Raw genomic sequence first — 1,980 nt, forward strand, 5'->3', positions numbered from 1 at the left:
CCCTCACTCCCCGTGCCCAGTCCGCCGCCCGCATCGGCTTCTTCCCCTGCGGCTGCACCCACCCCAGCTCGACCGCGTGCGAACCCGTCCCCGCGTACACCGCGTTCTTGGTGACGCCCAGCTCGCCGGGGGCAAGACCGGTGCGGTCCGGGAGCGGCGCCGCGGACATCACCTTCAGGCGCTCCCCGCGGAACACCGTCCACGCCCCCGGCGCTGGGGCGCACCCGCGTACGACCCGGTCGATCCGGAGCGCCGGCGCGGACCAGTCGATCCGGGCGTCCTCAACGCCGATCTTCGGCGCGTACGAGACCCCGTCCTCCGGCTGCGGCACCGCCTCGAGGGAGCCGTCCTCGATCCCGTCCATCGTCGCGGCCAGCAGCCCGGAGCCCGCGAAGGCGAGCCGGGTCAGCAGGTCCCCGCTGGTGTCGGTCGGCCGCACGGCCTCGGTCACCACGCCGTACACCGGCCCCGTGTCGAGCCCCTCCTCGATCCGGAAGGTCGCCGCGCCGGTCATCTCGTCGCCCGCCAGCAGCGCGTGCTGCACGGGCGCGGCCCCGCGCCAGGCGGGCAGCAGCGAGAAGTGCAGGTTGACCCAGCCGTGGACGGGGATGTCCAGCGCGGCCTTCGGCAGCAGCGCGCCGTACGCGACGACGGGGCAGCAGTCGGGGGCGATCTCCCGGAGCCGGGCAAGGAACTCCTCGTCGCGCGGCTTCACGGGCTTGAGCACCTCGATGCCCGCCTCCTCCGCGCGCTCGGCGACGGGGCTGGCGACCAGGCGGCGCCCGCGCCCGGCGGCCGCGTCGGGGCGGGTGACGACGGCCGCGACCTCGTGCCGGTCCGACGCGATCAGGGCGTCCAGTGCGGGTACGGCGACCTCGGGGGTGCCGGCGAAGACGAGCTTCATCGGGGGTGCGCTGCCTCTCAGGCGGGTGCGGTTCGTTGGGTTCCGGGCGGTGTCGGCCTCGGAGGCCCGGTTTCCGGTCTCGGAAGGCTCAGCTTTCGAGCCCGGAGGGCTCGGTTTCCGATCTCGGAGGGCTCAGTTTATGAGCCCGGCCCGGAGCGGGTTATGAGCCGGCTCCGAGCGGCCGGTCGGGCGAGCGCGGACGCGGGGCGCAGAGGGGGCGTATCCGCAAAGGGGCGCGGCCCCAGGGGCGTACGCAATCCCCACGCGCCTCTCTGCACCCGCCGCACGCCCTATCGGCGTGACCCGGGAGGCGTGTTCCGCGTTGGTCCGGTCAAGACGAAATTGACCTGAAACGGGCCGCTGTTGCGGCCCGCTCCGCTATCAACGCCGGTTCGAGAGGCTTGTTCATGGCCGACCACGCAACCCACGACGCCCAGGCTCGGGCGAGCCTGCACCTGCTGGTGCGGGACATCGAGCGGGTCCGCCGGCAGGTGGACGCACTGCGCACCCTGACCGCCCAGTTGGGCAACGTCTACCGGCCGCGGCGCACCGGCCCGTCCACGGGCTTCGTCGTGTACGGAAGGGCGCCCGCACCCACCGTGCGGCTCGCCCAGGAACTGCGGGACAGCATCGAGACGCTGGTGACGGCGGCCGTCGACTTCGACCGCTCGCTGGGGTTCTCGTGGGACGCGGTGGGGTCGGCGCTCGGCGTCACCAAGCAAGCCGTACACCGCCGTTACGGCTCCCGCCGCACGGCGACCCAGAACGGCACCGCCACCGAAACGCCTTCCAACGGCTCCGACCCGCTGCGCACCGCGGAGGGCATCCGCGCTGCGGAGGGCTTCCGCGCGGGGGACGGCGCGGCGCGCACGTCCGAGGGCGTACGCCCGTCGGAAGGCGGCATCCGTACGACGACGGAGACCGGCATCCGCACGGCGGAAGGCGGCGTCCGCACAGCCTCCGATGCCCCGTCCGTCGTGCCGGCCCCATCCGGCGTCCGCCACGGCACCCCGCACCCGGCCGCGGTGGTCCCCGGCCAACCGGGCCCCTCGGCCCCCCGAGAAGACCGCCCCGCT

The 1,980-nt window shown here is 74.4% G+C and carries 1 protein-coding gene and 1 pseudogene; one reads left to right on the forward strand and one right to left on the reverse strand.

Going from position 1 to position 1,980, the window contains the following annotated elements; translation table 11 throughout:
• Nucleotides 1-904: methionyl-tRNA formyltransferase (fmt, locus tag AOK16_RS12345; protein WP_055472310.1), on the reverse strand; the 904-nt coding region annotated here is incomplete at its 3' end.
• Nucleotides 905-1,311: 407 nt separating this feature from the next.
• On the opposite strand from fmt, the pseudogene AOK16_RS12350 reads away from it, so the two are divergent.
• Nucleotides 1,312-1,669 (forward strand): annotated as a pseudogene (locus tag AOK16_RS12350) (hypothetical protein); the annotation flags it as partial.
• Nucleotides 1,670-1,980: the final 311 nt, after the last annotated feature.

It is taken from the genome of Streptomyces pathocidini, assembly GCF_001418495.1.
Lineage (GTDB): Bacteria > Actinomycetota > Actinomycetes > Streptomycetales > Streptomycetaceae > Streptomyces > Streptomyces pathocidini.